Origin of the sequence: Rhodococcus sp. WB1 (assembly GCF_001700945.1) — a bacterium.
Classification (GTDB): Bacteria; Actinomycetota; Actinomycetes; order Mycobacteriales; family Mycobacteriaceae; genus Rhodococcus; species Rhodococcus aetherivorans.
On record NZ_CP015529.1, the window covers coordinates 2,759,662 to 2,785,913 of the forward strand.

Annotated in this window: 25 protein-coding genes; 5 read left to right on the forward strand and 20 right to left on the reverse strand. The window is 71.2% G+C overall.

Features of this window, described 5'->3' with window-relative positions:
• Positions 1-27: 27 nt before the first annotated feature.
• Together ctaD and A4U64_RS12130 are read left to right on the forward strand one after the other, a co-directional pair.
• Positions 28-1,776 carry an aa3-type cytochrome oxidase subunit I gene (gene ctaD, locus A4U64_RS12125; RefSeq protein WP_029543495.1) on the forward strand — a complete coding sequence of 583 codons (1,749 nt, stop codon included), beginning with the start codon at positions 28-30 and terminating at the stop codon, positions 1,774-1,776.
• Between the two features lie 98 nt (positions 1,777-1,874).
• Positions 1,875-2,369 (forward strand): hemerythrin domain-containing protein, encoded by a 495-nt coding sequence (locus tag A4U64_RS12130; protein WP_006940993.1) that lies wholly within the window; start codon positions 1,875-1,877, stop codon positions 2,367-2,369.
• Between the two features lie 71 nt (positions 2,370-2,440).
• On the opposite strand, the gene A4U64_RS12135 is transcribed toward A4U64_RS12130, so the two are convergent.
• The 4 genes from A4U64_RS12135 to A4U64_RS12150 are packed head-to-tail and all read right to left on the reverse strand — an operon-like array spanning position 2,441 to position 5,835.
• The gene (locus A4U64_RS12135; protein WP_006940995.1) at positions 2,441-3,145 is read right to left on the reverse strand and encodes a hypothetical protein; all 705 of its coding nucleotides are present in this window, start codon (positions 3,143-3,145) and stop codon (positions 2,441-2,443) included.
• Between the two features lie 44 nt (positions 3,146-3,189).
• Positions 3,190-3,834: a hypothetical protein gene (locus A4U64_RS12140; protein WP_373566475.1), complete on the reverse strand. Its 645-nt coding sequence runs from the start codon at positions 3,832-3,834 to the stop codon at positions 3,190-3,192.
• Complete coding sequence (hisS, locus tag A4U64_RS12145) at positions 3,821-5,095, reverse strand: histidine--tRNA ligase (protein ID WP_006940998.1); 1,275 nt, start codon at positions 5,093-5,095, stop codon at positions 3,821-3,823. Before hisS ends, A4U64_RS12140 begins: the two co-directional genes overlap by 14 nt.
• A gap of 56 nt (positions 5,096-5,151) precedes the next feature.
• Positions 5,152-5,835, reverse strand: coding sequence for an MBL fold metallo-hydrolase (locus A4U64_RS12150; protein ID WP_029543491.1), 684 nt, complete (start codon positions 5,833-5,835; stop codon positions 5,152-5,154).
• Between the two features lie 167 nt (positions 5,836-6,002).
• Here A4U64_RS12150 and A4U64_RS12155 point away from each other — a divergent pair, with 167 nt between their 5' ends.
• The 3 genes from A4U64_RS12155 to A4U64_RS12165 all read left to right on the forward strand — a co-directional run bounded on the left by A4U64_RS12155 (position 6,003) and on the right by A4U64_RS12165 (position 8,579).
• Positions 6,003-6,878: a peptidylprolyl isomerase gene (locus A4U64_RS12155; RefSeq protein ID WP_043798139.1), complete on the forward strand. Its 876-nt coding sequence runs from the start codon at positions 6,003-6,005 to the stop codon at positions 6,876-6,878.
• Positions 6,878-7,672, forward strand: a complete 795-nt coding sequence (locus A4U64_RS12160) for a peptidylprolyl isomerase (RefSeq protein ID WP_065922606.1) — start codon at positions 6,878-6,880, stop codon at positions 7,670-7,672. Before A4U64_RS12155 ends, A4U64_RS12160 begins: the two co-directional genes overlap by 1 nt.
• Positions 7,673-7,784: 112 nt before the next feature.
• Positions 7,785-8,579, forward strand: a complete 795-nt coding sequence (locus A4U64_RS12165; RefSeq protein WP_006941010.1) for a peptidylprolyl isomerase — start codon at positions 7,785-7,787, stop codon at positions 8,577-8,579.
• 28 nt (positions 8,580-8,607) lie between these two features.
• Here the strand turns inward: A4U64_RS12165 and A4U64_RS12170 are convergent, their stop codons facing one another.
• From A4U64_RS12170 to A4U64_RS12245, 16 genes are all read right to left on the reverse strand, one after another.
• Positions 8,608-10,752, reverse strand: coding sequence for a peptidase domain-containing ABC transporter (locus tag A4U64_RS12170; RefSeq protein WP_065922607.1), 2,145 nt, complete (start codon positions 10,750-10,752; stop codon positions 8,608-8,610).
• Entirely contained in the window at positions 10,749-11,828 is a 1,080-nt protein-coding gene (locus tag A4U64_RS12175; RefSeq protein WP_006941015.1) for a TIGR04500 family putative peptide maturation system protein, read from the reverse strand. The genes A4U64_RS12170 and A4U64_RS12175 overlap by 4 nt, the downstream gene beginning before the upstream one ends.
• Complete coding sequence (locus A4U64_RS12180; protein ID WP_231772869.1) at positions 11,825-12,850, reverse strand: MvdC/MvdD family ATP grasp protein; 1,026 nt, start codon at positions 12,848-12,850, stop codon at positions 11,825-11,827. The genes A4U64_RS12175 and A4U64_RS12180 overlap by 4 nt, the downstream gene beginning before the upstream one ends.
• Positions 12,851-12,945: 95 nt before the next feature.
• Positions 12,946-13,101, reverse strand: a complete 156-nt coding sequence (locus A4U64_RS12185; protein WP_006941017.1) for a putative ATP-grasp target RiPP — start codon at positions 13,099-13,101, stop codon at positions 12,946-12,948.
• 147 nt (positions 13,102-13,248) lie between these two features.
• Positions 13,249-15,555 (reverse strand): RelA/SpoT family protein, encoded by a 2,307-nt coding sequence (locus A4U64_RS12190; RefSeq protein WP_065922609.1) that lies wholly within the window; start codon positions 15,553-15,555, stop codon positions 13,249-13,251.
• Positions 15,556-15,646: 91 nt separating this feature from the next.
• Positions 15,647-16,204 (reverse strand): adenine phosphoribosyltransferase, encoded by a 558-nt coding sequence (locus A4U64_RS12195; protein ID WP_043798151.1) that lies wholly within the window; start codon positions 16,202-16,204, stop codon positions 15,647-15,649.
• On the reverse strand, positions 16,201-17,955 hold the full coding sequence (locus A4U64_RS12200) for an ABC transporter substrate-binding protein (protein WP_006941021.1): 1,755 nt from the start codon (positions 17,953-17,955) through the stop codon (positions 16,201-16,203). The genes A4U64_RS12195 and A4U64_RS12200 overlap by 4 nt, the downstream gene beginning before the upstream one ends.
• Position 17,956: 1 nt before the next feature.
• On the reverse strand, positions 17,957-19,159 hold the full coding sequence (gene secF, locus A4U64_RS12205; RefSeq protein ID WP_006941022.1) for a protein translocase subunit SecF: 1,203 nt from the start codon (positions 19,157-19,159) through the stop codon (positions 17,957-17,959).
• 2 nt (positions 19,160-19,161) lie between these two features.
• Positions 19,162-20,874 (reverse strand): protein translocase subunit SecD, encoded by a 1,713-nt coding sequence (gene secD / locus A4U64_RS12210; RefSeq protein WP_065922610.1) that lies wholly within the window; start codon positions 20,872-20,874, stop codon positions 19,162-19,164.
• Positions 20,875-20,999: 125 nt separating this feature from the next.
• The gene (gene yajC, locus A4U64_RS12215; RefSeq protein WP_050035146.1) at positions 21,000-21,341 is read right to left on the reverse strand and encodes a preprotein translocase subunit YajC; all 342 of its coding nucleotides are present in this window, start codon (positions 21,339-21,341) and stop codon (positions 21,000-21,002) included.
• Between the two features lie 117 nt (positions 21,342-21,458).
• Complete coding sequence (gene ruvB / locus A4U64_RS12220) at positions 21,459-22,508, reverse strand: Holliday junction branch migration DNA helicase RuvB (protein WP_373867520.1); 1,050 nt, start codon at positions 22,506-22,508, stop codon at positions 21,459-21,461.
• A gap of 41 nt (positions 22,509-22,549) precedes the next feature.
• Positions 22,550-23,143, reverse strand: coding sequence for a Holliday junction branch migration protein RuvA (gene ruvA / locus A4U64_RS12225; RefSeq protein WP_006941026.1), 594 nt, complete (start codon positions 23,141-23,143; stop codon positions 22,550-22,552).
• On the reverse strand, positions 23,140-23,718 hold the full coding sequence (gene ruvC, locus A4U64_RS12230) for a crossover junction endodeoxyribonuclease RuvC (RefSeq protein WP_006941029.1): 579 nt from the start codon (positions 23,716-23,718) through the stop codon (positions 23,140-23,142). Before ruvC ends, ruvA begins: the two co-directional genes overlap by 4 nt.
• Positions 23,719-23,819: 101 nt before the next feature.
• On the reverse strand, positions 23,820-24,572 hold the full coding sequence (locus A4U64_RS12235) for a YebC/PmpR family DNA-binding transcriptional regulator (RefSeq protein ID WP_006941030.1): 753 nt from the start codon (positions 24,570-24,572) through the stop codon (positions 23,820-23,822).
• A 64-nt stretch (positions 24,573-24,636) separates the two neighbouring features.
• The gene (gene pdxT / locus A4U64_RS12240; RefSeq protein WP_006941031.1) at positions 24,637-25,257 is read right to left on the reverse strand and encodes a pyridoxal 5'-phosphate synthase glutaminase subunit PdxT; all 621 of its coding nucleotides are present in this window, start codon (positions 25,255-25,257) and stop codon (positions 24,637-24,639) included.
• A gap of 112 nt (positions 25,258-25,369) precedes the next feature.
• A complete protein-coding gene (locus A4U64_RS12245) occupies positions 25,370-26,185 on the reverse strand; it encodes an acyl-CoA thioesterase (RefSeq protein ID WP_006941032.1) in 816 nt (271 codons plus the stop codon).
• Positions 26,186-26,252 lie beyond the last annotated feature (67 nt).

Genomic DNA, 26,252 nt, shown 5'->3' on the forward strand with positions numbered 1-26,252 from the left:
CGCCCCCGGGAGGCGCAAGGAGGCACCATGGTTGTCACCGAGACGAAGGCCGTTCGCCCGTATCCGCCGCGGTATGCGCCCAAGGGCTCGACGTTCTACAAGCTGGTCACGACGACCGACCCGAAGATGCTCGGGCTGATGTACATCGTGACCTCGTTCGCCTTCTTCCTGATCGGCGGGCTGATGGCCCTGCTGATCCGCAGCGAACTCGCCGTCCCGGGCATGCAGTTCCTGTCCAACGAGCAGTACAACCAGCTGTTCACCATGCACGGCGGCATCATGCTGCTGATGTACGCGACCCCGATCGTGTTCGGGTTCGCGAACTACATCCTGCCGCTGCAGATCGGCGCGCCCGACGTCGCGTTCCCCCGGCTGAACGCGTTCAGTTACTGGCTGTACCTGTTCGGCGCCTCCGTCGTGGCCTTCTCCCTCGTCACCCCGGGCGGCGCCCCGGACTTCGGGTGGACCTCCTACGTTCCGCTCGCGGACGACCTGCACAGCCCCGGTGTCGGCGGAAACCTGTGGTTCGCCGGTCTGGCCGTCGCCGGTCTCGGCACCATCCTCGGCGGGGTCAACATGATCACCACGGTCGTGTGCCTGCGTGCCCCCGGTATGACGATGTTCCGGATGCCGATCTTCACCTGGAACATCTTCATCACGATGATTCTGATCCTGCTGATCTTCCCGCTGCTGACCGCCGCGTTCATGGGAGTGCTGGTCGATCGCGTGCTCGGCGGCAACATCTACGACCCGGCCAACGGCGGGGTGATGCTCTACCAGCACCTGTTCTGGTTCTTCGGCCACCCCGAGGTGTATGTCATCGCGCTGCCGTTCTTCGGCATCATCTCCGAGGTCATTCCGGTGTTCTCGCGTAAGCCGATCTTCGGCTACACCGGCCTGGTCTACGCGACCCTGGCGATCGGCGCCCTGTCGATGGCCGTGTGGGCGCATCACATGTACGCCACCGGCGCCGTGCTGCTGCCGTACTTCTCGTTCATGACGTTCCTGATCGCGGTGCCCACCGGCGTGAAGTTCTTCAACTGGATCGGCACCATGTGGCGGGGGCAGGTGACGTTCGAGACCCCGATGCTGTTCGCGGTCGGCTTCATCATCACCTTCCTGTTCGGCGGCCTGACCGGCGTGGTCCTCGCCAGCCCGCCGCTGGACTTCCACGTCCACGACTCCTACTTCGTCGTCGCGCACTTCCACTACGTGCTCTTCGGCACCATCGTGTTCGCCACCTACTCGGGCATCTACTTCTGGTTCCCGAAGATGACCGGGCGGCTGATGGACGAGCGCCTCGGCAAGTGGCACTTCTGGCTGACCTTCCTCGGCTTCCACACCACGTTCCTGGTGCAGCACTGGCTGGGCAACGAGGGCATGCCGCGCCGCTACGCCGACTACCTGCCGTCGGACGGGTTCACCACCCTCAACACCATCTCGACGATCGGTGCCTTCACCCTCGGCGTGTCGACCCTGCCGTTCCTGTGGAACGTGTTCAAGAGCTACCGGTACGGGCAGGTCGTGATCGTCGACGACCCGTGGGGTTACGGCAACTCCCTCGAGTGGGCCACCACCTGCCCGCCGCCGCGGCACAACTTCTACGAGCTGCCGCGCATCCGCTCCGAGCGCCCGGCGTTCGAGCTGCACTACCCGCACATGGTGGAGACCATGCGGGCGGAGGCGCACGTCGGCGTCGGCCGGCGCCACGCCGCCGAGGTGGCCGAGGAGCCCCACGTCCGGGACACCGCCGAGCGGACACCGCCGAGCACCTGATTCGGACGGATCGGTGTAATCGGGCTCCCGCCGGGGTATCTGGAGCGCACGCCCCTCACGGCGGCGGGCATTCGAGAACCACTTCGGCGGGAGGCCTGGTGTCCACTGACGCGATCGTGTTGTTGAAGGAAGACCACAAGGAGATCCGGAAGCTGTTCCGCGAGTTCCGCGGAGCGGACGACGGCGACGAGAAGGGCCGGATCGTCGGCCGGATCATCGAACTGCTGACGGTGCACACCTACATCGAGAACGAGGGCATGTACCCCGAGGTGCGCGCGCTGCTGCCCGACCTCGAATCGGACATCCTCGAATCGTTCGAGGAGCACCACGTCGCGGACGTCCTCGTGACGGAACTGGCCGGGATGAAACCCGACGCCGAGCGGTTCGACGCGAAGACGACCGTCCTCATCGAGAACGTCGAGCACCACATCGAGGAGGAGGAAGAGGAGTGGTTCCCGAAGGTGCGGGAGGCACTCGGCCGTAAGCAGCTACAGGAGATCGGGGCGCGGATGCTCGAGCTGAAGGAGAAGGCCCCGCACTCCCCCGCGCAGCCCTCGGCCCTGAAGAAGACGATCGACGCCGTCGTGAGCTGACGCGTCGCCGGACCGGTTCCGGTCCGGCCCACGAAGGCCGGGGGTGCAGAGTTGCTCTGCACCCCCGGCTACTACGTTCCGGCGGTGTCGAGGAAACCGCTCCGCGCGGACGCGTCGGATGCCCCGCGTCCCGAGCGGCTGCCGCGGTATGCGTCGCGGCGGAACGGCACGAGCCAGCGCGGCCACAGCTCGACGGCCGCCGGGTGGTTGAGCACCGGATCGAACGACGGCTGGGCCTCGTCGGAGGCGGGCACCGCGGACTCGAGCGTGACGCGGCCGGCCGGCACGAGCGGCCCACGGGCCGAGGCCACGTGCAACGAGAACAGCAACGGGACGCCGTGCCGGGCCAGTTCCAGGACGGACGTCGAGGACGGCTGGTCGCCCTCCGGGAACGCGAAGATCCACCGCGGCGCGAGGTCGACATTCGTGCGATAGGCCATCAGGGAGCCGTACCGCGCGGTCGACCAGCCCCGGGCCGGCAGCAGGACCGCCCTGGTGGGCACGTGCAGGGTGGCGAGCAGGATGTCCCACGGGCCGTCCTCGAGGGAGAACCGCAACGCCAGACCCAGGATGTCGGGCACGCCGTCGGGCGTGCCCACGGCGCCGGACAGCCGCGCGGTGACCGGCACCCGCGCCGGTGCCGGAACCGGCCACCACCGCGAATCCAGTTCCGCGACGCCCCGGAAGAGCACCCCACGTGGATGGAACACCCGCGCCCCGCGCAGCGCGGAGGCGGCTCGGAACGGCCCGGAGAACACCGAGTGCAGCGAGATCATGCGCCCCGCATACCCGGGGTACCCACAGCCCAATCGGTCCGCGCTCACTCGACGAGCGAGGCCACCTCGTGGTCGGTGAGCGTGGTCTGCGGCACGCGCCCGGCGTCACGGGCCAGCAGCACCGCCCGGTACAGCGGCCGCTGCTCGAGCCCGGCGTCGCGGGCCTCCGCCCGCAGCTGCTCCACCAGCACCGACGACATCGCGGCGGCCGAGGCCAGCTCGCTCGCCGCCAGCGCGTCGGCGAGTCGGCGCAACGCCAGTACGTCGAGCTCCCGGCAGCCGCCGTTCGCGTACAACGCCAGCGGAACCGACACGAGCCGATCCCCGTCGTTGAGCCGCAACACCACCTGACTCACCCGCAGCGCCGACACCACCAGCTCGACCCCGGCGAGGTTGCGCAGCTCCACCCGCCGGGTGCGCAGCGCCCCCTTCGCGGTGACCGTGGTGCCGTCGATCCAGCGGTGCCGGCGCAGCACCGCCAGGGCGCCCACCGCGGGCGGCACCCCGACGAGCACACCGAACACGACCGCAACCAGCGGGCTGGACACCAGGTACACCAGCAGACCGGCCACCACGCCGATCAGGAGGGAGAACACCGCGACTCTCCCGGCGCGGGGCGCGAGCACCCGCGCGGGGATCAGGTCCAGACGGGTCGGCGCGGGACGGGCCGACGGGTCAGGTGCGGGCAACGACGTCCCCGACCCGGGCGACCACGTCGTCGAGCGGCACGGTGTGCTGTTCGCCGGTGCGCAGGTCCTTGACGACGATCTCGCCGGCCTCGAGTTCGCGCTCCCCCAGCACGAGCGCGACCACGGCACCGGAACGGTCGGCGGCCTTCATCGCGCCCTTGACGCCGCGACCGCCGTACGCCAGGTCCACGCGGATGCCGGCGGCGCGCAGCCGGTGGGCGATCGGCACCAGCGTCGACTTGGCGGCCTCGCCCATCGGCACGCAGAACACCTCGCAGCGGGCGGGGCTGCCCGCGGTCCTGCCCTCGGCGGCGAGCGCGAGGACCGTGCGGTCGACGCCGAGCCCGAAGCCGATACCGGAGAGCGGCTGGCCGCCGAGCTGCGCCATCAGGCCGTCGTAGCGGCCGCCGCCACCGATCCCGGACTGGGCGCCGAGCCCGTCGTGGACGAATTCGAACGTCGTCTTCGTGTAATAGTCGAGGCCGCGCACCATGCGCGGGTTGATCGTGTACGGCACGCCGAGCGCGTCGAGATGCGAGAGCACCTCGTCGAAGTGCGCCTTGGCCGTGTCGGAAAGGTGGTCGAGCATGAGCGGCGCGTCGGCCGTCATCTCCCGCACGTGGGGGCGTTTGTCGTCGAGCACCCGCAACGGGTTGATCTCGGCGCGGCGGCGGGTCTCCTCGTCCAGGTCCAGCTTGAACAGGAACTGCTGCAACAACTCCCGGTACTGCGGGCGGCACGTCTCGTCGCCGAGGGACGTGATCTCGAGGCGGAACCCCTCGAGGCCCAGGCTGCGGAATCCGGCGTCGGCGACGGCGATGACCTCGGCGTCGAGGGCCGGATCGTCGACGCCGATCGCCTCGACGCCCACCTGCTGCAGCTGGCGGTACCGGCCGGCCTGGGGGCGCTCGTACCGGAAGAACGGGCCCGAGTAGCTCAGCTTGACGGGCAGCTGGCCACGGTCGAGGCCGTGCTCGATCACCGCCCGCATCACACCCGCGGTGCCCTCCGGGCGCAGCGTGACGGACCGGTCGCCGCGATCGGCGAACGTGTACATCTCTTTGCTGACGACGTCGGTGGACTCGCCGACGCCGCGCGCGAACAGTCCGGTGTCCTCGAAGATCGGCAGCTCGATGTGCCCGTAGCCGGCCAGCCGCGCCGCGCGGGTCAGCCCGTCGCGCACGGCGACGAACTCCGCGGACTGCGGGGGGACGTAATCGGGTACACCCTTGGGCGCCGAGAACGTGGAGGGCTTGCTCAACTGTCGCTGCTTTCTCTCGTCGGTGGATCGGAGGCCGGGCCGGCCCGGGGCCGGGGTCAGCGGGAGCCGGCCAGCCCCACCAGGAACGGGTTCGACACCCGCTCCTGGCCGATGGTGCTGGACGGGCCGTGGCCGGGCAGGATCGCGGTGGCGTCGTCGCGCACGAGCAGTTTCGCCGCGATCGACGCGAGCAGCTGTTCGTGGTTGCCACCCGGCAGGTCGGTGCGGCCGATCGACCCCTGGAACAGGGTGTCGCCGGTGAGGGCGATCTCGACGTCGCCGCCGTCGGGGGTCGTCGCGTGGGTGCGCAGCACCACCGAGCCCTGGGTGTGCCCCGGGGTGTGATCGACGGCGAACCGGATGCCGGCGTGCTCGATCTCGTCCCCGTCGGCCAGTTCGATCACGGTCCGCGGCTCGGCGAATTCGGCGCCCTCGAGGAACGGCTTCAACGTCGGGCCGATGCCGCGCCCGGGATCGGTCAGCATGTAGCGGTCGTCCGGATGGATATAGGCCGGGATGTCGTAGCGGTCGGCGACGGCCTGCGCCGACCAGATGTGGTCGAGGTGCCCGTGGGTGAGCAGCACCGCGCGCGGCGTCAGTCCGGACCGGGTGAGAAAGTCGGCGAGGGGCTCGGCGGCATCCTGCCCGGGGTCGACGACGACGCATTCCTTCGCGTCGTCCTGCGCGAGGATGTAGCAGTTGGTCTGGAACATCCCGGCGGGGAATCCGGTGACGAGCACGGGCATCGCTCCTACGGTGTGGGCCTTCGCGTGGCCCCTACAGCCTAGGCCGGGCTCCCCGTCGCCCGGTTCTCAGGTTGGGGTGGCAGACTCGATCCGGCTCGAGCCGGGTTCCAGCGGCGACGCTGGGACCGGCAACGACGATCGGTTACGGGAGGACTACTGCAGTGCCGAGCAACGCACAGCGGCGCCAGGCCGCCAAACGCAAACTCGAGCGGCAACTCGAACGGCGGGCACAGCGGGCGCGCAAGCGCCGCCAGCTGACCATCGGTCTGTCGGCGCTCGGTGTGGCCGCGGTCGTCGCGGCGGGCGTCGGCATCTGGGTGCTCGGCCGCGGCGGCGACGACGCCGCCTCCACCGCGGCGTCGGAGACGACCGACCCGGCGCAGACCGAGTTCGCGGCGCTGCCCGCGGGCCGGTCGGAACCGCTGCCCGAATCGGTGAACTGTGCGTACCCGCCCGGCGGCGAACCGGCCAGGCCGGTGCAGCCGCCGCGCACTGACGGCATCCTCACCACCGGCGAGGGCAATACCGACATAAGCGTCAGTGTGGAGACCACCCAGGGCAACATCGGCCTGGTCCTGCACAACGACACCTCCCCGTGCACGGTCAACAACTTCCTGTCCCTGGCGTCGCAGGGGTACTTCGACGACACCGCCTGCCACCGCCTGACCACGTCCGACTCGCTCGCCGTGCTGCAGTGCGGCGACCCGACCGGCACCGGCGCCGGCGGCCCCGGCTACCAGTTCGCCAACGAGTTCCCCACCGACCAGTACGCGCCCGAGGATCCGGCGGCCACGCAGCCGCTGACGTACCCGCGCGGCACCGTCGCGATGGCCAACGCCGGCGCCGGCACCAACGGCAGCCAGTTCTTCCTCGTGTACGGCGACTCGATCCTGCCGCCGCAGTACACCGTGTTCGGCACCATCGACGAGACCGGCCTGGCGACCCTCGACACGGTCGCCGCCGCCGGGGTCGAGGGCGGCGGCCAGGACGGCGCGCCGGCCCAGCCGATCTCCCTGACCAGTGTGAGGATGGACTGATGACCCGTACCCGATCCGGCGCTGCCCGGGCCGCCGTGGCCGTGGTCGGTGTGGCGCTGCTGCTCACCGCCTGCTCCGGCGACCCGGACGACGGGTCCGCGACGTCCACGTCGAGCACCGCGGCCTCGGCACCGACGTCCGCACCGTCGCTGTCCGACTTCCCGGCCCTGCCCGCCCAGCGGGCCGAGCCGCTGCCCGATACGGTGAGCTGCGCGTACCCGTCCGACGGGCGACCGGCCGCGAAGCCGGTGCAGCCGCCGCGCGCCGAGGCCGTCCCCACCACCGACACCGACGTCACCGTGGCGACCACCCAGGGCGACATCGGGCTGGCCCTGCGGGGCGAGCTGTCCCCGTGCACCGTCGGCAGCTTCCTGTCGCTGGCCTCCCAGGGGTATTTCGATGACACCGACTGCCACCGGTTGACGACCGACCCGACGCTGTCGGTGCTGCAGTGCGGCGACCCCACCGCCACGGGTACCGGCGGACCGGGCTACGAGTTCGCCAACGAGTTCCCCACCGACCAGTACGCGGCCGGAGATCCGCAGGCGCAGAATCCGATGATCTACCCACGGGGCACGCTCGCGATGGCCAATGCCGGTCCCGGCACGGACGGCAGCCAGTTCTTCCTGGTCTACGGCGATTCGATCCTGCCGCCGCAGTACACCGTGTTCGGCACCATCGACGAGACCGGCCTGGCGACCCTCGACGAGATCGCCGCGGCCGGGGTGGACGGCGGCGGACCCGACGGACCACCGGCGGCGCCGACGACGCTGACCGCCGTCCGCACGGACTGATCCGGCGCGTCTCCCAACGCCCCGCCCACCCGCCGGTGGGCGGGGCGTTCGCGTCCCCGCCGCCGGCAGGGGTCTGTCGGATTGTGACGGGATCGTCTACTGTGCCGTGTCTGTGACCTCAGGTACCTCCATTGCTGCGCGCCTGGCCGCGACGCTCGGCGCAGCACTCGCGGCTGCGGCGTGTGCCGCTTCCGACACCGGGCCCGCCCCTGCCGCGCTGCGGGCGACGACCACCGCGGCCGCCACCTCCCCCGGCTTCGACCCGTCCGCCTATGTTGCGATGCCGCCGCGGCCGGAACCGGCGGCCGCCACCGTCGCCTGCGCGTTCCGTGCCGCCGGGCCGGCCGCGAGGACGGCGACCGTGCCCGCGTCGACGTCCGTGCCCGCGACCGGGACGGTGGAGCTGACGCTGACGACCTCCGCGGGTCCGGTCCCGCTGGTCCTCGAGCGCGCCGCAGCGCCGTGTGCGGTGCAGAGTTTCGTCGGCCTCGCCCGGCAGGGCTTCTTCGACGGGACCGAGTGCCATCACGTGACCGACGAACCGGGGATGCAGATGTTCCGGTGCGGCGACCCCACCGGATCCGGGACGGGAGGGCCCGGCTACACGTTCGCCGACGAGTACCCCGTCACGGTCGTCCGCGGGGAGAACGGCTACCTGCCGTCCCCCGTCGTGTATCCGCGCGGCACCGTCGCGATGGCCAACGCCGGGCACCGGGACAGCAACGGCAGTCAGTTCCTGCTCGTGTTCGGCGATTCCCTGCTGCAGCCGCAGTATTCGGTGTTCGGCACCGTCGGAGAACCCGGCCTGCGGGCGCTCGAGGAGGTCGCCGCGGCGGGCGACGACGGATCGAGTCCCCTGGGCGGTGGGCGCCCCCTGATCCCGATGCGGATCGTCGCGGTCGGGTGAGTGCGGCCGAGTGAGTGCGGCCGGCCACCTACCGCGTCTGCAGGGCGACGAGTTCCGCGTACCGCCCGTCCCGGCTCAGCAGTTCGTGATGGCCGCCCCTTTCGACGATCCTGCCGTCGTCGAGCACGATAATCACATCTGCGGTGCGGACGGTGCTGAGCCGGTGCGCGATGACGATCCGGGTCTGGCGCAGCCCTCCCAGCGACGCCACGACCGACGCTTCGGTCGCGGCGTCGAGGGCGCTGGTCGCCTCGTCGAGCAACAGCACCCGGGGCGCGCCGAGCACCGCCCGCGCAAGCGCGATCCGTTGGCACTGCCCACCGGACAGGCCCGACCCGTCCCGCAGCATCGTCTCGTACCCCATCGGCATGGCGACGATCGCGTCGTGGATGTGCGCCAGTTTCGCGGCCTCGACGATGCGGGGGAGGGAAGCCGCCGCCCGTCCCGCGGCGATGTTCTGCGCGACGGTCCCGGTGAACAGGGCGCTGTTCTGCGTCACCACCCCGAACTGCGCGCGCAGCGAACGGGATTCCAGGTCCGCGGCGTCGTGTCCGTCGAACAGCACCCGTCCCTCCGTCGGCTCGTAGAGTCCGAGCAGCAGGCGGGCGAGGGTGCTCTTGCCGGAGCCGGACGGTCCCACCAGCGCCACCGTCGACCCGGCGGGGATGTCGCAGTCGATGTCGCGCACCACCCACGGCGAGCGCGGGTCGTACCGGAATCCGACACCGCGCAGCGAGATCGCGCCGCTGAGTGCCGGGGCGGGCCGCACGCTCCGGCCGTGCTGTTCGACGTCGCTGTCGACGATGTCCCGCAGCCGGGCCAGGTGGGCCGCCGCGAACTGCAGCCGCTGCAGCACCGACACCACCGAGCCGAGCGGGGCGAGCGCGGCGAGCGCGATCCCGTTCGCGGCGATCATGGCACCGAGCGTCTGCCGTCCGTCCAGCACGCCGACGACGCCGACGATCATCAGGACCGCGGGCGCCGCGACCCTGAGACCGGCCACCAGCGATTCGACCACACCCTCGAGGCGGCCGCTGCGCGACGCCGCGTCCAGGGCGGTGGTGAACAGAGCGTGCCACTGCGCGGCCGCAGCCGCCTCGGAACCGGAGGCCTTCACCGTCTCGATGCCGTTCACGGTCTCGAGCAGGCGTCCCTCGGCGAGGGCGTGCGCGCGCAACTCCTCCTGACCGAGCTGACCGACCCGGCGGCCGGTGCCCACGATCAGGACGATCTGCACCGTCGCGAGCACCATCAGCGTGACGCCGAGCATCGGCGCCCACCACAGCAGCAGAGCGAGGTACGTCAGCGCCAACGGCCCGTCGAGCACCGCCGCCACGACGGGTCCGGTGAGCAGCTCCCGAATCGCCCCGACGCTCGAGACCCGCTGCACCACGTCACTGGTTCCCCGGCGAGCGAAGTATGCATACGGCAATGCCAGCAGGTGCGCGACGGCGGCGCCGGTGAGCTCACCGTCGGCGCGCCGGCGCAGCGCCTCCAGCATCCGGCTGCGCACCACCCCGACCGCACCGTGCGCAAGGCACGCGACGACCGTCGCACCGACCACGGCGTACAGCAGCGGGCGGTCGGCGCTCGGCAGGACCCGGTCCACCAGAATCGCCGAGACCACCGGAAGCGTCATCCCGATCGCCTGCAACGCGATCGAGGCCACCACGACCGACGCGAGCAGTGCGCGGTGGCCGTGCAGGAACCGGGCCGGCATCGTTCGTCGCCGGGAGGCGGGCGGGGCCGGCGGCGGATAGACCGACGGGTCGCCGGGGCCGAACTCGATGCTCACGCCCGAGTACCCGTCGCGGAACTGTGCCCGGGTCAGGCGCCGGCGTCCCCGCGCCGGATCGACGATGTGCACGTGCCGCTCCGTGCACCGTTCGACCACCACGAAATGGTTGCCGTCCCAGTGCACGACGGCGGGCAGCTGTGCACCGCCCCCGGCGACGGCGTCGGCGGAGCGGCCGAAGGCGCGGACGTCGAGCCCGTGGCCGCGGGCACATCGCACGAGCGCCAGGGCGGTGAGTCCGTCGCGGGAAACCCCCAGCTCGTCGACGAGGTCCGCGACGCCGCGTGGGACGCCGAAGTAGGCGAAGATCATCGCCAGGCACGCCGCGCCGCAATCGGACATCCCGGTCTGAGCGAGCGGCCGGATGCGGCGCGTCACCGCGGCGTCTTCTCCGCCTCGCCCCAGAACCATTCGATCCGGGCGGTGCGGCGCCGGTCGGCGAGCCACTCGTCGAACAACCGCCTCGAGGCCTGCTCCAGCAGGTCCGAATCGGACGCGGCGGCGCGCGAGAGCACCTGTACCACTTCCCATTCCGTTCCGACCGCCCGCGGCGGCAGCAGCGTACCGGGCGCGACCGCATCGGCCAGGCCGGAGCCGAGGCCGAGGTCGAGGTCGGCCACGGTCCGCTCCATCAGCTCGGCCCCCAGCGGACGGGACGGGGCGACAGCCGTCAGCGCCGCGCCGAACGCGTCGGCCGTTGTGTCGCAGGTGCGTCGCCGCTCGGCGAACGCGGCGACGAACCGCTCGGCGGCGGCGCGGTCGGCGAAGCGCACGCGGGCGATCCGGAGCCGGTCGTACGTCGATCGGTGCGCCGCGCACCACGAGTCGACGCGGTCGACCGTCACCCGCGTGCGCAGCGCGGCAACGGCGGCCTCGCGTGCCACCATCTCCTCGAGCGCCGCGTGGTCGAGGTGCCGCCGTGCCATCCATGCAGCGGTCGCCGCCGGGGTCAGCAGGCCGCGCGCGCGACGGAAGGCGTCCATGGCGTCCTGCAGCTCACCGTCGGTCAGCGTCACCGGGCTCTCGGCGAGTTCCTGCTGGACGAGACACACGTCGACGAGTCGGTCGAGCAGGGCCGTCTGCTCCCACATCACGTCCAGATACGCCATCGCGTGCTGGATGTCGAGCGCCTCGCCGTTGACGCGTAGCAGCATCGATTCGGCGCTGCGTTGCGCGCCGCGCAACATCCACGGCACCTCCGACGGCGGCGCCCAGGACAGCGTGACGGTGCCACCGCGGGGCCCGGAGACGAGCAGGCCGAACTGCACGGTGTCCCCGTAGGCTTCCCGGTGCCGGAGCAGGCGAAGGCGCAGTCCGGGGTGCTCCGCCCGCAGGGCCGCCAGCAGTTCCTCCGCGGACCCGGCCGCTACCGGGTCGGTGTTGAGGCGCGCGAGCAGAGTCAGCGCCTGCCCGAGAGCAGCGTCGTCGAGCGCCGCGCCGGCCGGGGCGATCATGCGGGCACCTCCTGGACGGCGGGGCGCCGGGAGCGGTGGGCACCGTCGAGCAGCAGCTCGCACAGTGCGTCGGAGATGGGCAGACCCGTCGCGTCCTCGATCCACAACCACTGTCCCGACGGGTTGATCTCGAGGAACACGTAGCGGCCGTCCGGAGTGAGTATGAGATCGATTGTCCCGTACTGCAATTCGAGCTCAGCCACCAGACTGCGGCACAACGCGGCGAGCGCGGCCGGCAACTCGTGCCGGCTGTAGCGGGTCGTGGAAGGGTCGTAGCTGCGCCAGTCGAGCCGCGTGTGGTTGCTGTCCTGGCTGTGGATGGCGGCGCCGAGGACCCGCTGCCCGACCACCGTCACCCGCACCTCGATCTGTTTGGGCACATAGCCCTGCACGATCATCGGGCACAGGCGCATCGCCTCCGCGTACCCCAGGTCCGTCGTCGTGACAGGCTCGCACATGCGGAAGTAGCCGTCGTCACCGTCGATCAGGAACGGCCGGTCGAGCGGTTTGCTGATCACCTGCCCCTCGTGCCGGTCCCAGAAATCGAGGAACTCGTCCGGGGAGGTGGTCACGATCGTGGGCGGAAGCTCGAACCCGAGACGGCCGGCCAGGGTGAGCTGGGCGGTCTTGCGGGCCGCCTGCCGGATCGCGGCCCGCGTTCCCGGCACCGCGAGACAGTCCAGATCGTCCCAGAGCGCGGAGGTCATTGCCTCGCATTCCCTTTCGACGTACTCGCGGACCGCCGGGGCGGTGACCTCCGGGTGCGCCCGCGGGTTGCGTGGGCGGCGGAACCAGACCGTGTCGACGGCGGACAGGTCGATCCGCCCACCGCGGTGGTCGAGGGTGCGGCGGACCGCACCGCCGGCGGTGTAGCCGACGGAGATCGACGCGTGGACAGGAAAATCGGCGGGGTCGAACACGACGACCCGGGCGTCGCGCCGACGCAACAGGTCGACGACGTGGTCTGCGTGCGGGTCACCCGGCTGGGTGAGCACCAGGATGCGGGCGGGATGCGCGCTCATGAGCTGTTCCTCGGGGCGGATCGGATCGGATCGGTCGACGGACGAGCGCCGGGTGGGCGAGGCGAGCCGCCTCCCCACCCGGCGTCCTCGGTCCGTCAGAAGTCCTGATCGGTACCGACCGCGCCGGTCGACATGTCGATCGTCTTGCTCGACCGATCCTCGCACGCGCGACCGCCGGACACGGTCGCGAGGCGCGCCTCGTCGAGTTCCGCACCCTCGGCGGAAATGGCGGTGATGACGGTGTTACGCAATGCGTTCTCCTCTGTCAGGATGTGCCGGACCGTCCGGCGAGGAGAACGATCGCGCAGCGCGCTTAGCATGCGCTTAGCGTCGGCTGACGGACCGCGACGTGCGGATGGGCGAGGTGGGGTCGCCGATCCTGCTACGCCGCGGACCTTCTATGCCGCGGAGGTCACCCGGTACACGTCGTAGACGCCCTCGACGTTGCGGACGACGTTGAGCACGTGCCCGAGGTGCTTGGGATCGCCCATCTCGAACGTGAAGCGGCTCACCGCGACCCGGTCGCCGGTCGTGGTCACCGACGCCGAGAGGATGTTCACCTTCTCGTCGGCGAGTGCCTTGGTGACGTCCGAGAGCAGCCGGTGCCGGTCGAGCGCCTCGATCTGGATGGCCACGAGGAACACCGACGACGGGGACGGCGCCCACTTGACCTCGATGATCCGCTCGGACTGCTGCTGCAGGGATCCGGCGTTGGTGCAGTCGGTGCGGTGCACGCTCACCGAGCCGGTGCGGGTCACGAAGCCCATGATCTCGTCGCCGGGCACCGGCGTACAGCACTTGGCCAGCTTCGACACCGTGCCCGGCGCGCCGGGCACGAGGATGCCGGAGTCACCGCTCTGCCGGGACCGGGTCGGAATGGACGACGGGGTGGACCGCTCCGCGAGCTCCTCCTCGACGCCACCGACCCCGCCGAGCAGCGCGACGAGGCGCTGCACGACGTGGTGCGCCGAGACGTGGTGCTCACCGACCGCGGTGTAGAGCGCCGACACGTCGGCGTACCGCAGTTCCTTGGCCACGGCCTGCATCAGGTCCGCGTTCATCAGGCGCTGCAGCGGCAGCCCGACCCGCTTGACCTCCTTGCCGATGGCGTCCTTGCCGGCCTCGAGCGCCTCCTCGCGGCGTTCCTTCGCGAACCACTGCCGGATCTTGGCCTTCGCGCGCGGCGAGACCACGAACGACTGCCAGTCGCGGCTCGGCCCGGCATTGGGGTCCTTGGACGTGAAGACCTCGACGACCTCGCCGTTCTCGAGCTTGCGTTCGAGCGCGACGAGCCGGCCGTTGACCCGCGCGCCGATGCAGCGGTGCCCCACCTCGGTGTGCACGGCGTACGCGAAGTCCACCGGCGTCGACCCGGACGGCAGCGTGATCACGTCGCCTTTGGGGGTGAAGACGAAGATCTCCTTCACGGCGAGGTCGTAACGCAGCGACTCGAGGAACTCGCCGGGGTCGGCGGCCTCGCGTTGCCAGTCGAGCAACTGCCGCATCCACGCCATGTCGTCGAGCTCGGCGACGTCGCCCGAGTGTTTGCCCTTGGTCTCCTTGTACCGCCAGTGCGCGGCGATGCCGAACTCGGCGGTGCGGTGCATCTCGCGGGTGCGGATCTGCACCTCGAGCGGCTTGCCCTCGGGGCCGATCACGGTGGTGTGCAGCGACTGGTACACGCCGAACCGCGGCTGGGCGATGTAGTCCTTGAACCGGCCCGGCATCGGCTGCCACAGCGAGTGCACGACGCCCACGGCGGCGTAGCAGTCGCGGATCTCGTTGCACAGGATCCGCACGCCGACCAGGTCGTGGATGTCGTCGAAGTCGCGACCCTTGACGATCATCTTCTGGTAGATCGACCAGTAGTGCTTCGGCCGGCCCTCGACGGTGGCATCGATCCGCGACGCTGCGAGCGTCGCGTTGATCTCGGCGCGGACCTTGGCCAGGTAGGTGTCGCGCGACGGCGCCCGGGTGGCGACGAGCCGCACGATCTCCTCGTACTTCTTCGGGTGCAGGATCGCGAAGGACAGGTCCTCGAGCTCCCACTTGACCGTCGCCATGCCGAGACGGTGCGCGAGCGGCGCGATCACCTCGAGGGTCTCGCGCGCCTTGCGGGCCTGCTTCTCCGGCGGCAGGAAGCGCATGGTGCGCATGTTGTGCAGCCGATCGGCGACCTTGATCACCAGGACCCGGGGGTCGCGCGCCATCGCGATGATCATCTTGCGGATGGTCTCGCCCTCGGCGGCGGTGCCGAGCACCACCTTGTCCAGCTTGGTGACGCCGTCGACGAGGTGGGCGACCTCCTCGCCGAACTCGGCGGTGAGCTGCTCGAGACTGTAACCGGTGTCCTCGACGGTGTCGTGCAGCAGCGCCGCGATCAGCGTCGTGGTGTCCATGCCGAGCTCGGCGAGGATCGTCGCGACCGCGAGGGGATGGGTGATGTACGGGTCGCCGGACTTGCGCTTCTGCGACGCGTGCCGCTCCTCCGCCACGTCGTAGGCGCGCTGCAGCTCCGACAGGTCGGCCTTCGGGTACAGCTCGCGGTGGATCGTGACCAGCGGCTCGAGCACCGGCTTGAGAGTGGTGCCGCGCTGCCCGGTGATGCGGCGCGCCAGCCGCGCCCGCACCCGGCGGGAGGCCGACGTGGACGCCGAGGTCGGGGTCGGACCGGAATTCTGGGACCGATCAAGATTCTGGGTCATGCCCACACCTCCCGTCGCCGATGCACACCGGACGCACCGCCGCACATTCCTCGTCGTCCGGAACCACCGGCACCTGCGCCAACTCTAGCTCTCAGAGCCGAACCAATGACGTCACCGGGTACTTTTCCAGCCGCGCCCGCCCACCGAGGGCCTCGATCTCGGTCACCACCGCCACCGCGACGACCAGGGCACCGGCCGCGTCGAGAAGCTCCGCCGTCGCCGAGAGGGTGCCGCCGGTGGCGAGCACGTCGTCGACGACGAGTACCCGCCGCCCGCGCAACCGAACCGAATCCTGCGGGATCTCGATCGCCGCGGTGCCGTACTCGAGGGAGTACTCGCGGGTGTCCACCGGCGGAGGCAGCTTGCCGGCCTTGCGCACCGCGAGGACGCCGACACCCAGAGCGTGGGCGATGCCGCCGCCGAGCAGGAAGCCGCGGGCGTCGACGCCGGCCACCAGTTCCGCGTCCGGCGCGGTGGCGGCCAGCGCGGCGATGACCGCCCCGAAGGCCTCGCCGTCGGCGAAGACCGGGGTCAGGTCGGCGAAGCGGACGCCGGGCGCCGGGAAGTCGTCGACCCAGCGGGTACGGGCGGTGACCGCCGTGGCGGCACGTTCGATCAGAGCGTGCGCTCCGGCGGGATTGCTGTTCATCTGTTGAGGATCCACCTGTCCATGTTCCAGCCCGCACCGGCAGCGCTGGGGTTGGCGACGGCGGCACGCAGGCCGCCGGCGAAGGTCGTCTCCCGGGGCTGCGCGTACAGCGGCAGGGTCGGCATCGCGGTCCACAGGATCGTCTCGGCCTCACCCACCAGACCGGAGATGGTGGCGTCGTCGGTGGTGACGGCGAGGGCGTCGAGGATCTGGTCGACGCGGGCGTCGGCGAAGCGCCCGACGTTGCTGCCGGCCGCGGAGTTGAGGGCGCCGCGCGCGTCCTGCATGTCGGCCGTGCCTCCCGCCCCTGCCGCGACGGCGGTCCCGGCCAGGACGGCATCGACCTGGCCCGCCGTGAGCTGCGACGGCGTGAACGTGTCCGAGGCGGCGTCGACCACCTCGATGCCCGCCTCGCGACAGGACTGGGCGATCAGCTCGACGGTACGGGCGCGGCGCGGGTCCGGGCCGAGGTACCCGATCCGCACGGTGATGCGGTCCGTCCCCGCAGCGGCGAGCTCGGCCTGCGCCGCGGTCGTGTCCGCCCGGTCGTAGCGGGCTGCGGGCCCGGACACGCCCGGGTACAGCGGCGAGTCGGCGGGCAACAGCCGCGACGACGTCGTCCCGGAACCGAGTCCGGTGGCGGGCACGTCCCCGACCCGGCCGAACTCGTCGAACAACTGCGAGCGGGGCACGCACAGCGCGAACGCCCGGCGCGCGGCGGCGGCGCCGAGGCTGCCCCCGCCGGTGCCCAGCACGAGCTGCTCGACGTTGCGCGACGCCGCGGCCGTCGTCTCCACGTCGTCCCCGAGGGACAGGTCGAGTGCCCCGGTGCCGGTGTCGGCGACGTGGACGCGGCCGTCGGCGGCCGCCGCGGAGGCGTCGGTGCCGCGCGGCCACACCACGATCCGGTCGGTGCCGGGCTTGTTGCCCCACCAGCGTTCGTTCGCGACGAGGACGAGCCCGTCCTCGGCGGTGAACGACTCGATCCGGTAGGGGCCGGAGGCCGGCAGCAGCGACAGGTCCAGCCGGCCGGGGGTCAGGTTCCACCCGGTGTTCCAGAAGTCGGCGAGCCGGCGCAGCGCCTCGACGTCGCCACCGCCGATGGCGGCGACCACGTCGGGCACCCCCGAGACCCGGGCAGCGACGTGCGCGGGCATCAGCTCGGTGGCGCCGAACAGGGCTCGCCAGTCGGCGTAGGCTCGGCCGGCGCGGAAGACGACGGTGGCGTCCTTGGACCCGGTCTGACAGTCGATCCGTTCGATGTCGACGTAGCCGGAGCGCCGGGCGGCGGAGAACAGGTTCGCCGGAGCACCCGAGGCGTCGGGCGCGGTGAATCGGCCGCTGGCGGCGGCCCAGGCGAGCACCAGGTCGTCGCACGACATCGGCACCCCGTCCGAGTACACGGAGTCCGGGGACAGCCGGTACTGGACGGTCAGCGGGTCCTGCGAGACGACGGTGGCCGCCCCGATGTCGGTGTCGGAGATCACCTGACCGGCCGGATCGACGTAGCCGAAGCCGGGCAGCACGCGGGCCAGGGCCTGCCGGGCTCCCGAGGCGGCGCCGTCCACGGTGTTGGCGTTGTAGGTGGTCACCGTGTTGTCGACGGCATACCCGATGGAGGGCAGGGACTCCTCCGTCGTGCCACAGGCGACGGTGGTCGCGGCGAGCGCCGCCGCGGCGGCCGCGCCCGCGATCGCCGCGCGGACGGACCGGCGGCGCCGGGCTCGACGTGTGTGCTCGGGTGCCGACATGTCAGTGCCTTCTCTTGGCGCGCTTTCCGGTGGGCCGGACGCCCGGTCTGGGGGTGCGCTCGGCCACCGGCGCGGCGCCGGCGCCCGCCGTCGTGGTCGCTCCGATGCGCTTGGTCACGGACACGGGTGTCGCGCCGGCGTGCGCGCCGACGGCCTCCCCGGCGGGGGGCACGGTCCGCGATTCGGCGGCGCCGCGCTTGGCGAGCACCTTGCGGGTGTGTGCGGCCACCGGCCCGCGCCATTCCTTGAGGGTCACCAGCAGCGGAGTCGCGAAGAAGATCGACGAATAGGCGCCGACCACGATGCCGACGAGCTGGACGAGGGCGAGGTCCTTGAGGGTGCCGACGCCGAGCAGCCACACCGCGATGACCATCAGCGCGAGCACCGGCAGCACCGAGATGACCGTGGTGTTGATCGACCGCATGAGGGTCTGGTTGACGGCGAGGTTGGCCTGCTCGGCGTAGGTCCGACGATGCAGGTGCAGGATGCCGCGCGTGTTCTCCTCGACCTTGTCGAACACCACCACGGAGTCGTACAGCGAGAAGCCGAGGATGGTGAGCAGGCCGATGACGGTGGCCGGAGTGACCTCGAATCCGACGAGCGAATACACCCCCGCGGTGACGATCATGTCGAAGAACAGGGCGGCCAGCGCCGCGAGCGCCATGTCCCGCTCGTAGCGCACCGCGATGTAGATGCTGACGAGCACCAGGAACACCGCGAGCGCGATGAGGGCCTTCTGGGTGATCTGTCCGCCCCACGTCTCGCTGACGTCGGCGACGCTGATCGCGTCGCGCGACGGCACGCCGTCGGGCCCGGTCGGCTGGAACTCGTCGTACAGCGCGTTCTGCAGGGTCCGGACCTGCTCGAGGTCGAGGGCCTCCGAACGGATCTGAATCGAGGCGCCCGCGCCGGACCCGACGGTCTGCACCGATACGGGCTCGGTGCCGAGGGTGTCGGAGTACACCGTCTCCACCTGCTCGGTGGTGACGCCCTCGGCGGCCGGGAGCTGGATGCGGGTGCCGCCCTCGAAGTCGATGCCCCACGTGAAGCCGCGGATCAGCATGCTCAGCAGCGCCACCAGCACGATGCCGCCGGTGAGCAGGTAGTAGAACTTGCGGCGGCCGACGATCTCGAACGCGCCGGTGCCGGTGTAGAGGCGGGAGAGGACGCTGTGCCGGGGTGCGGTCGTGGTGGTGTCGGTCATCGTCACGCCTCCTTCGCCGAGGCAGCCGCGAGCTGGCGCTCACGGGCGACCTGCTGAATGGCGCCGAGACCGTTCACGCTCGGCTTGGACCAGAACTTCGACGTCGACGCCAGGTGCACCAGCGGCCACGTCACCAGGAACACCACCACGACGTCGAGGATGGTGGTCAGGCCGAGGGTGAAGGCGAAGCCGCGGACCTGACCGACCGCGAGGACATAGAGCACCGCGGCGGCGATGAAGCTCACGGCGTTGCCGGACAGGATGGTCCGGCGGGCCCGGGCCCAGCCGCGGGGCACAGCGGAGCGGAAGCTCCGACCCTCACGGATCTCGTCCTTGATGCGTTCGAAGAACACCACGAACGAGTCGGCGGTCATGCCGATGCCGATGATCAGGCCGGCGATGCCGGCGAGGTCGAGGGTGAAGTTGATGTACCGGCCGAGCAGCACCATCACCGCGTACACGGCAAGCCCGGACATCACCAGCGACAGCGCGACGAGCACGCCGAGCATGCGGTAGTAGACGAGGCTGTAGAGCAGCACGAGGGCCAGGCCGACGATGCCGGCGATCAGCCCGGCCTCGAGCGATGCCAGGCCGAGGGTCGCGGACACCGTCTCGGCCTCCGACGCGGCGAACGACAGGGGCAGCGAGCCGTACTTGAGGGTGTTGGCGAGCTCGGTGGCCTGGGTGTTGGTGAAGTTGCCGGTGATCGAGGTCGCGCTGCCGGCGGGGGTGGCGCCCTGGATCACGGGCGCGCTGACCACCTTGGAGTCGAGGACGAACGCGGCCTGCTGGCCGATGCTGGCGGCGGTGAACTGCGCCCAGGTGCTGCTGCCCTCGGAGTCGAACGTGAGGCTGACCTCGTAGCGGGACTGCTGGGTGTTGTAGCCGGAGGAGGCGTCGGTGATCTGCTGGCCGTCGATGATGCTCGGGCCGAGCAGATAGACGGCGGTGCCGTCGGTGGAGCACGCGACGAGCGGCTTTGCCGGATCGTCGTTGCCGGCGAGCGGGTCGGCGGCCGAGCAGTCCAGGGTGGCCATGGCCTGCTGCAGGACGGCCGGGTCCTCGCTCTGCCGGGTCTCCTTGGCGGCGGCGATGTCCGCGGCGGCCCGGGCCTGCGGGTCGAGGTCCTCCGTGGGAGCGGGAGCGGGCGCCGGGGCGTCGGTGGCGGGCGCCGGGGCGTCGGTGGCGGGCGCCGGGGTGTCGGTGGGATCCTGCGCCGGGAAGGGCCGGCCCTGCGGTTCGGGAGCGGGCGTGGCGGCGTCGGGCGCCGGCGTCGCGGGGGCGGGAGCCTGCGGGTCCGTGGGCGCGGGCGCCGGCTGCGCGGCGTTAGCGCTGGCGATGGGCTGACCGATCACGGGCCGGATGTACAGCCGTGCGGTCTGGCCGAGAGTGCGGGCCTGCGAGCTGTCGTCGCCGGGAACCGTGATCACCAGGTTGTCACCGTCGATCACCACCTCGGAGCCGGACACGCCGAGGCCGTTCACGCGGGTCTCGATGATCTGCTGGGCCTGCCGGAGACTGTCCTGGCTGGGCGCGCTGCCGTCCGGGGTGCGGGCGGTGAGGGTCACCCGGGTGCCGCCCTGCAGGTCGATGCCGAGTTTCGGCGTCGCCGACTTGTCCCCGGTGAAGAAGATCAGGGCATACAGCGCCACCAGGATCGCCCCGAACAGGGCGAGGGAGCGAACTGGATGCACCGATCCGTTGGAAGGTGCCACGGTCTGTCAGTCTCCTCGATGCGAGTGAGTGATGCGCTGGTCACGGGGCCACCGCACCCGTCGGGCGCGGCCCCCGGCGCGGCCCGCACATCGGCCGGGGTGTCGACCGGTCGGTGTCCGACCGTTCAGTGCTCGGTCGGCCGGCCGGCGGGCGGCTCGGTGTCGTCGCCCTTGTCCAGCGAGAGGCCACCGGTCTCGTCCGTCGCCGAGCCGAGCTCGGTGACCCGCTCGCGGACCACGACCCGGGCCCAGGTGGTCACCACGCCGGGAGCGATCTCGAGATCGACGGTGGTGTCGGTGAGCGCGACGATGGTGGCGTGCAGCCCCGCCGTGGTCATCACCCGGTCACCGACCCGCAGCGCGTCCTGCAGTTCCGCGGTCTTCTGCATCTCCTTCTTCTGGCGCCGGATGCCGAGGAACGTCGGCACCAGCAGGGCAAGGATCAGCAGCGGGAAGAGCAGTTCCATCGTTGAAGTCAGTCCTCGAGGTCGTCCGGTATCGGGCGCCGGCGGTCGTGGACCGGCGCAGTAGACCAGTGTGCCATTACCGGCGCGGCTCCTGTACCGGCGCCGGTGGCCGACCGGTCATTCGTCGTCGAACAGGCCGGGTTGCGGTTCGCGGGCCCGCACCTCGATGCCGCCGGTAGCAGCCTCCGGCGGCGGTGTCAGCCCGAGCTGCAGCCACGCGGCCTGGGTCGCGACCCGCCCGCGCGGAGTTCGCGCGATCATCCCCGCCCGTACCAGGAACGGTTCGCAGACCTCCTCGACGGTGCCGGGTTCCTCACCGACGGCCACCGCGAGCGTGGACACGCCCACCGGCCCGCCCCCGAAGCTGCGGACCAGCGCGCCGAGCACGGCACGGTCGAGCCGGTCCAGGCCGAGCGCGTCGACGTCGTAGACCGCCAGGGCGGCCTGCGCGATCTCGCGGGTGATGATGCCGTCGGCGCGGACCTCGGCGTAGTCGCGGACCCGGCGCAGCAGCCGGTTGGCGATGCGCGGGGTGCCGCGGGAACGGCCGGCGATCTCGGTGCTCGCCTCCTCGCCCAGGTCGATGCCGAGGATCCGGGCCGAGCGCAGCAGGATCTGCTGCAGTTCCGCCGGGTCGTAGAAGTCCATGTGCGCGGTGAAACCGAACCGGTCGCGCAAGGGTCCGGTCAGCGCGCCGGAACGGGTGGTGGCGCCGACGAGGGTGAACGGGGCGACCTCGAGCGGAATCGACGTCGCGCCCGGGCCCTTGCCGACGACGACGTCGACCCGGAAGTCCTCCATCGCCAGGTACAGCATCTCCTCGGCGGGACGCGCGATGCGGTGGATCTCGTCGATGAACAGCACGTCGCCTTCGACGAGGTTGGACAGCATCGCGGCCAGGTCGCCGGCCCGCTCGAGCGCGGGGCCCGACGTCAGCCGCAGCGACGACCCGAGTTCGGCGGCGATGATCATGGCCATCGACGTCTTGCCCAGGCCCGGCGGGCCCGACAGCAGGATGTGATCCGGGGTGCCGCCGCGCAGCTTCGCCCCGCGCAGCACCAGCTGCAGCTGTTCCCGCACCCGAGGCTGGCCGATGAAGTCGTCGAGGTTCTTCGGCCGCAGGCTCGCCTCGACGTCGCCGTCGGCGGGCGTGTACTCGGCGGTCATCGGCGCCTCGTCGGGGGCACCCGCAGGGGGGAAGTCCTCGATCATCGGCTCTTGCCCAGCAAGGCCAGCGCCGAACGCAGCGCGGTGGAGGTGTCGGAGTGCGGGTCACCCGCGAGGACCGTGTCGGTGGACTGCTCCGCCTGTTTGACGGGGAAGCCGAGTCCGACGAGAGCCTCGACCACCTGGTCGCGCATGGGCGAGCCGACCACCGCGGCCGGGGCGGAGGTTCCGGCGAACGCGGCGACCTTGTCCCGCAGTTCGACGACCATGCGTTCGGCGCCACGCTTGCCGATGCCCGGGACCCGGGTCAGGGCGGCGGTGTTGCCGTCGGCGAGGGCCGCACGCAACGAATCCGGATCCAGCACGGCCAGGGTGGCCATGGCGAGGCGGGGTCCGACACCGGAAACCGTCTGCAGCAACCCGAACAGATCCCGGGCGTCGGGGTCGGGGAACCCGTACAGCGTCATCGAATCCTCGCGCACGATCATCGCCGTCACCAGGCGGGTGTCCTCGCCACGGCGGAGCGTGGCCAGGGTGGCGGGCGTGGCGTGGATCCGGTAACCGACCCCCGCGGATTCGATGACGACGTGGTCGAGTGCGATCTCGAGCACTTCCCCGCGCACCGAGGCGATCACCGTGCACCTGCCTTCCGCGCGGCGGCCTGTTCCCGCAGCCGCGCTTCGTATCGTCGTTTCTGTTCGGCCGCGGCGGCCTCGGCGGCGGCCATGCGTGCGAGCATGGGCGCACGCCAGCAGTGGCAGATCGCGAGGGCGAGGGCGTCCGCGGCGTCCGCGGGCTTCGGCGCGGTGGCGAGGCCCAGGATCTTGGTGACCATGGCCGTGACCTGCTTCTTGTCGGCCGAGCCGTTCCCGGTCACGGCGGACTTCACCTGGCTGGGGGTGTGGAACGCCACCGGGATGCCGCGTCGGGCAGCGGAGAGCGCCACCACTCCCCCGGCCTGGGCGGTGCCCATCGCGGTGCGGACGTTGTGCTGGGAGAACACCCGCTCGACGGCGACGACATCGGGCCGGAATCGGTCGAGCCAGTCCTCGGCGGCCGCGGAGATGCGCAGCAGCCGCGACGGCAGTTCCAGGTCGGGGGGTGTGCGGATCACGTCCACCGCCACGGCGGCGACCTCGCGTCCGCGGCCGGTGTCCACGATGCCGAAGCCGCATCGCGTCAGTCCCGGGTCCACACCCATCACGCGCACCCGTTCACCTCTCGACCGCTACGAACAACTGTTCGAGAGCATAGCGGCCGGGGCGGCGCGTCGCGGTATCGACACGCAGCCCCGGCCGGGAGCCGTCCGTCTCAGGCGTCGAGTTCGGCGAGGACCTCGTCGGAGACGTCGACGTTGGTGTAGACGTTCTGCACGTCATCGGAATCCTCGAGGGCGTCGACGAGCTTGAACACCTTGCGGGCGCTGTCCGCGTCGACGGGGACCTCGACCGAGGCCCGGAAGTCCGGGTCGGCCGATTCGTAGTCGATGCCGGCCTCGACGAGCGCGGTGCGCACAGCGATGAGATCGCCGGCCTCGGAAACGATCTCGAAGCTGTCACCGAGGTCGTTGATCTCCTCGGCGCCGGCCTCGAGCACGACCTCGAGGATCTCGTCCTCGGTGCGGCCGTTCTTCTCGAGCACGACGACGCCCTTGCGGGTGAACAGGTAGGACACCGAGCCGGGGTCGGCCATGTTGCCGCCGTTGCGGGTCATCGCGGTGCGGACCTCGCCCGCCGCGCGGTTGCGATTGTCGGTGAGGCACTCGATGAGGATGGCGACACCGCTGGGGCCGTAGCCCTCGTAGGTGATGGTCTGCCAGTCCGCGCCGCCGGCTTCCTCGCCGCCGCCGCGCTTGCGGGCCCGCTCGATGTTGTCGTTGGGGACCGAGTTCTTCTTCGCCTTCTGGATGGCGTCGTACAGCGTCGGGTTGCCCGCCGGGTCACCACCGCCTGTCCGGGCCGCCACCTCGATGTTCTTGATCAGCTTCGCGAACATCTTGCCGCGCTTGGCGTCGATGGCCGCCTTCTTGTGCTTGGTGGTGGCCCATTTGGAGTGGCCGCTCATTCGATTGGAGCCCCTTCCGGCGAGGTGAGGTCGGACCGGGTCCGACTGGTTCGGAGGGTCGATTCTACTCCGCGCCGACCTGCCCCGAACGGACGGTGTCGACGAACAGCCGATGCACCCGCAGGTCACCGGTGACCTCGGGGTGGAACGACGTCGCCAGCACCGCTCCCTGCCGCACCGCGACCACCCGTCCGGCGGCCGGTCCCTCGGGGACGGTGGCCAGGACCTGCACGCCGGGACCGACCTCCTCCACCCAGGGCGCTCGGATGAACACCGCGCGCACCGGATCCCCCTCGATGCCCGCGACGTCGAGGTCGGCCTCGAACGAGTCGACCTGCCGGCCGAACGCGTTGCGCCGGACGGTGATGTCGAGGGCGTCGAGGTGCTCGGCGTCGGGGCGGGTGTCGAGCACCTGCGAGGCGAGCAGGATCATGCCCGCGCAGGACCCGTAGGCGGGCAGGCCGGCCTTCAACCGGGCGCGCAGCGGCTCGAGCAGGTCGAACACCTGCAGCAGCCGGCTCATCGTGGTGGACTCCCCGCCGGGAATCACCAGGCCGTCGACGGCGTCGAGTTCGGCGGTCCGGCGCACCCCGATCGCGCGGGCGCCGGCCGCCTCGAGTGCGGTCAGGTGCTCGCGTACATCGCCCTGGAGCGCGAGCACGCCGATGGTCGGAGAACTTCCCACTGTCGCCTGTTCTGTCGGGGACGGGACGACACCCGTCCGAAGCCTGGATATCAACGCTAGCAGCCGCGGCGGGGTGTCCCGGCTCACGGACCGCGAGCCGGATGCCGGCGCATCAGCGCAGGTAGCGGGCCAGTCCCTCCTGCACCACCGCGGCGACCATCCGCCCGTTCCGGTCGAAGATGCGGCCCTGCGTCAGGGCCCGCCCGAAACCTGCCGACGGGGACGTCTGGTCGTACAGCAGCCAATCGTCGGCGCGGAACGAGCGCAGGAACCACATGGCGTGGTCGAGGGAGGCGCCCTGCGTCTGCTCGTCGGGATGGGCGACGCTCGCGGAGCCGAGCAGCGTCATGTCGCTCATGTACGCCAGGGTGCACACGTGCAGCACGTTGTCGTCCGGGAGCGGGTCACGGACCCGGAACCACACCTGCTGCTGTGACACGATGCCGGCGCGCCGGAAGAGGCGATCCTCCGGCACCCGTCGCAGGTCCCATTCCGGCCACTCGCGCCTGGCCCACAGGTTCCCCGGGTCGTCCGAGTCCGCGAGGTCGGCGAGGTCGTCGGGATCCGGCACCTGGGGCATCTCGTCCTGGTGCTCGATGCCGTCGTCCTGGACGTGGAACGACGCGGACATGGTGAAGATCGCCTGCCCGTCCTGCACGGCGGTCACCCGCCGGGTGCCGAACGACCGGCCGTCGCGGATCGGGTCGACGAGATACACGATCGGCTTCTCGGGGTTGCCTGGGCGGACGAAGTACCCGTGCAGCGAATGCACCGAGTACGCGGGATCGACGGTGCGCACCGCGGATACCAGCGCCTGTCCGGCGACCTGCCCCCCGAAGGTGCGCTGCAGCGACGTCTCCGTCGCCACGCCCCGGAAGATGTTCTTCTCGAGGTGTTCGAGCGCCAGGATCTCCTCGATCTTCGCCATGCGGGCTCCTTCCCGGTCCTGCGACAGGCTATCCGCAGGGCCCGGCGAGAAGCGACGGGAGCCTCCG